The sequence below is a fragment of the Candidatus Schekmanbacteria bacterium genome (assembly GCA_003695725.1).
Classification (GTDB): domain Bacteria; phylum Schekmanbacteria; class GWA2-38-11; order GWA2-38-11; family J061; genus J061.
Window position 1 is genome coordinate 1 of record RFHX01000211.1, and the last position, 3,665, is coordinate 3,665.

3 protein-coding genes are annotated in these 3,665 nt (G+C 35.0%); 1 reads left to right on the top strand and 2 read right to left on the bottom strand.

Translation table 11 applies throughout. The annotated features are described in order from the left end of the window. The coding region (locus tag D6734_08360) for a hypothetical protein (protein ID RMF94202.1) at window positions 1-1,808 on the bottom strand (1,808 nt) is incomplete at its 3' end. A gap of 134 nt (window positions 1,809-1,942) precedes the next feature. Between D6734_08360 and D6734_08365 the strand changes: the two genes are divergently transcribed. Continuing rightward, window positions 1,943-2,653: a hypothetical protein gene (locus D6734_08365; protein RMF94203.1), complete on the top strand. Its 711-nt coding sequence runs from the start codon at window positions 1,943-1,945 to the stop codon at window positions 2,651-2,653. Here the strand turns inward: D6734_08365 and D6734_08370 are convergent. Beyond that, a complete protein-coding gene (locus tag D6734_08370; protein RMF94204.1) occupies window positions 2,650-3,435 on the bottom strand; it encodes a LamG domain-containing protein in 786 nt (261 codons plus the stop codon). The genes D6734_08365 and D6734_08370 overlap by 4 nt on opposite strands. Window positions 3,436-3,665 lie beyond the last annotated feature (230 nt).

A 3,665-nucleotide genomic window follows, 5' to 3' on the forward strand; every position in this document is an offset into this window, starting at 1 on the left:
GCCTTAGGATGTTTTTTTATCCATAAATTGAGATTTGATAAAATATTAGATACTTGAGCGGGATTCGATTTTGCTATATTATGCATTTCGAATACATCATTTTCAATATTGAATAACTCAATAGAATCACAGCTTTTTATCAAATGCCAATGGTCGGTTGTGATGGAAAATTCGTCATTCGTAAAATGTTCAAAATTGCTTTTCCTTCCTGCACGCATAGAAAATGCACAGTTTTTCCCATAAGAGTTTTTATTGAAAAACAAACTGTAAAAGGAGTTTCCATCACATTCAAATTTAGCAGATGGATCAATCAGATTGACAATTGTTGGTGCAATATCCACAGATTCAACAATATTTTTGATCTGTAAATTTTTTGGAAGATATCCATCCCATCTGAAAATAAGCGGTATTCTTATTAGACTATGATATGAAAAGAGACTATGGCAAAATACAAAATGAATCGATTCCTGCCTTTCTCCAAGAATTTCCCCATGATCAGCTGTGATAACAAATATAGGTGGTGTTGATGAGGAGGGTATTTTCTCTTCTATATACTTGGTTAATTTGCCTATGTAGTGGTCCATATAAGCTATTTCCCCATCATAGAGGGATTCTGCATATCTAATCTCATCTTTGGTAAATTGTTTTCTCTTATCGAATACAAAACCAAAATATTTTTTTACTTTTCCTTTATATCCTGAATTAAATTTTGAATTATAGGGCGCAGGCGGATTATATTCCCAGTGGGGGTCAAAAAAATGAACCCAAAGAAAAAAATCTGTATGATAATTGTTATCAATCCATCGCTTTGCTCTTTCATAGGTTCTATCAGCAGGCAATGATGATGAGTATTTCCATTTATATTTTTCCGATTGGGGAAGTTTTGGAAAATTGATATAATCGAATCCCTTTATTCCCAACTTTTCCGGATTCAAACGGTCTCTGCTTGTTATTGCCGCAGTTCTGAAACCTTTCTTTTTGAACCACTCTGCCAGGGAAGAAAGGGATTGGTTGGATATTCTCATCCCATTTTCATAAAGCCCATGTGTTTGAGGATATGTGCCTGTCAATATAGTTGTGTGTGAGGGGTCTGTTTCAGGAACCTGTGAGTATGCATTTGTGAATAGCACTCCTTCTTTTGCAATTTCTATTAAATTTGGAGAAGTGTTCCTGTTGTATCCAAATAATGAGAGATGGTCATAGCGGGTGGTGTCCATTGTTATCAGTATGACCCTTTTATGCGGCTTTTCGGCTTCCTTGCTAAAGTATCTTTCTTCCTCATATTTTTCAAATGATGGAAAGGCATAAAGGAGTAAGAGAAATATGCCTATGCCTACTGATATCGCATATTTCTTATTCAAAATTGAATAGGAAAGTAATAGGAAAATTGAGAATATCAAGATTCCACAAACAATAATTTCTAAAATAAAGGTGTGAGAGTTGACTTCAGCAGGAAGAAAATCAAAACGAAGCTGTTTGTTGAATTTATAAAGGAAAGGAAAAAAAATAGCAGCTGCTGTACAGATTACTGAAGATATCAATATGTTTTTTTTGGATAAATAAAATAGAGAGAGGAAAAGTAGTATGGATAAAATAAAACTTCCAAGTCCATAATAGAAGAAAAATTCTTTAATGAAATATATGATTTTGAAAAATGGTCTGAATTTCTCTGCGCCGATTTCATATGTATCGCTGATTCTCCAGAGACTGTCGGCAATGCCTATAATCATCCCTGTGCAAAGCCAAGAGAAGATGGAAAGGATAACTGGATTTTTATTGAAACTCTGAGTAAGGAAATGATTTTTCATAAAATAATTTTTTTTGTATGATACTTTTAAATTCTAATTTTGAAAAAATGAAAATTCAATGTTAAAAGTCTAATATATTCTGAATTAATTAAATTTTTTGAAAAAATTATAAACTTCAACGAAAGGGTCAAAAAATGCTGCCTCATATGAAACTTGATTATAACGAAATATTGTTAAAGCGCTTCAGTGAATTGTATCTTCTCGAAGAATTGGAGATGGAGGAAGACTTAAAATACAAAAAAGTTGAAAGAGATGGCATTACAGCAGAAAATATAAGCAAGGAATACCGATGCGAAAAGATAAAAGTGATACGTATTGGTGAACTCAATGCGCAAGGTGCTGTTTATGTGAGAAACGCCACAATTGTCTGCAATGATGATTATGATATTCCTATATTTGCCTATGATGTAGTTGAGACAGAACCTTGGTGTTTTACAACGATTGATATTTCTCCACTCAGAAAGACCGATGAATACAGAAAAAAATATGTTTATCCTTTAAAGCCAATATATGAAAAGTATTGCAATATTCCCTCAATCGAAAAGATGCGCCAAGAATTACCGGACTGGGCAAAGGAGCTTGATTCCGGCTTTTCCTTTTATGCAAATTACGACAAAAAATATGAGCCGCAAGTAAGAGAGGCCTTTAATGATTATCTAAACCTTTATCTTAAATTCGTGAAAGAGGCAAAACCTGTTGAAGATGAAAGTGTACGCGCTGAGTTGATTGAATACAAAGAACATTACAAAAAGGTTTATAAGGAAAACGATCCCGGTATAGGTCCAACTGCGGCATTCTTTGGGAAGGAATGGTCTGAACGCCTATTTGAGAATTTCCCCTTTTAATTTTTTTTGTAGCCCACAATTCCAAGCAATATACTGCCTAACGCAAAAAGAAAGGATGTTTCAGGTTCCGGCACTGCCGCTACACTTGCAAGGGCGGCTATTTCAGTTTGTGAGAGCGCTCTATCGTAGATTGCGATTTCATCGATTAGCCCTTCAGTAAAAAAACCCTCTGCCTGACCAATTGTAAGCGGAACTGTTGCGTCCGGTATGACAAGGGATGATGTTTGCGAGTTTCCTTCTATCCCATTGATGTAAATGGTATATGTACTGCCTGATTTAACTACTGAAAGATTATTCCATTCTCCAAGAGCAGGTGAAAAAGGTGTTTGGGCAAGAAATGCGCTTCCTCCAGCGCCGGGACCATTAATGTGGAAGTTCAATTTTCCTCCGCCGAGAGCAAAAAACCATTTGTTCTGATATCCGCCTCCGTTGTCATGTCCTATAAAAACAGAGTCAGGTTGTCCTATGCTTGAGGAAGGAATGGAAGAAAGATTTGCCCATAAATTGATTGTAAAATCTCCACTGAAAGTCCAGAGAGGATTGTCGGCTACACTTACATAGTCGTTAATTCCATCAAAGCTGAATGCTTCGCCAATTATACCGGGCGCATAGGTCGTACCTCCCTGCAATGTGCCATTGTTATTGTTTACCGATGAATCATTGGTGATGCTATTTCCCGTCCAATAGGCAATCAAGCCCGATGTTATGGGAAGTGCATCCGCTTTATTTTGAAAACAGATTATGCATATGCAAATTGTCAACAGATATAATATCTTTTTCATTTTTTCCCTTTCATTTTATATGAGATTAATTCTTAATACAAAAGTAAGCAATTTCTATGCCAAAAAAAGCTAAAAATCTTTTTTTTAATTATCTCATTGAAATTAAAGAAGAATATATGGAATATAAGAAGTCATTCCATTATATTGTCTATCCAAAACTGGCTTAAAACTGTCGGTTTTTTGGACATAAAGAATGTATCTTCTTTAACCTCTTGTTTTTTAAAGCTAAA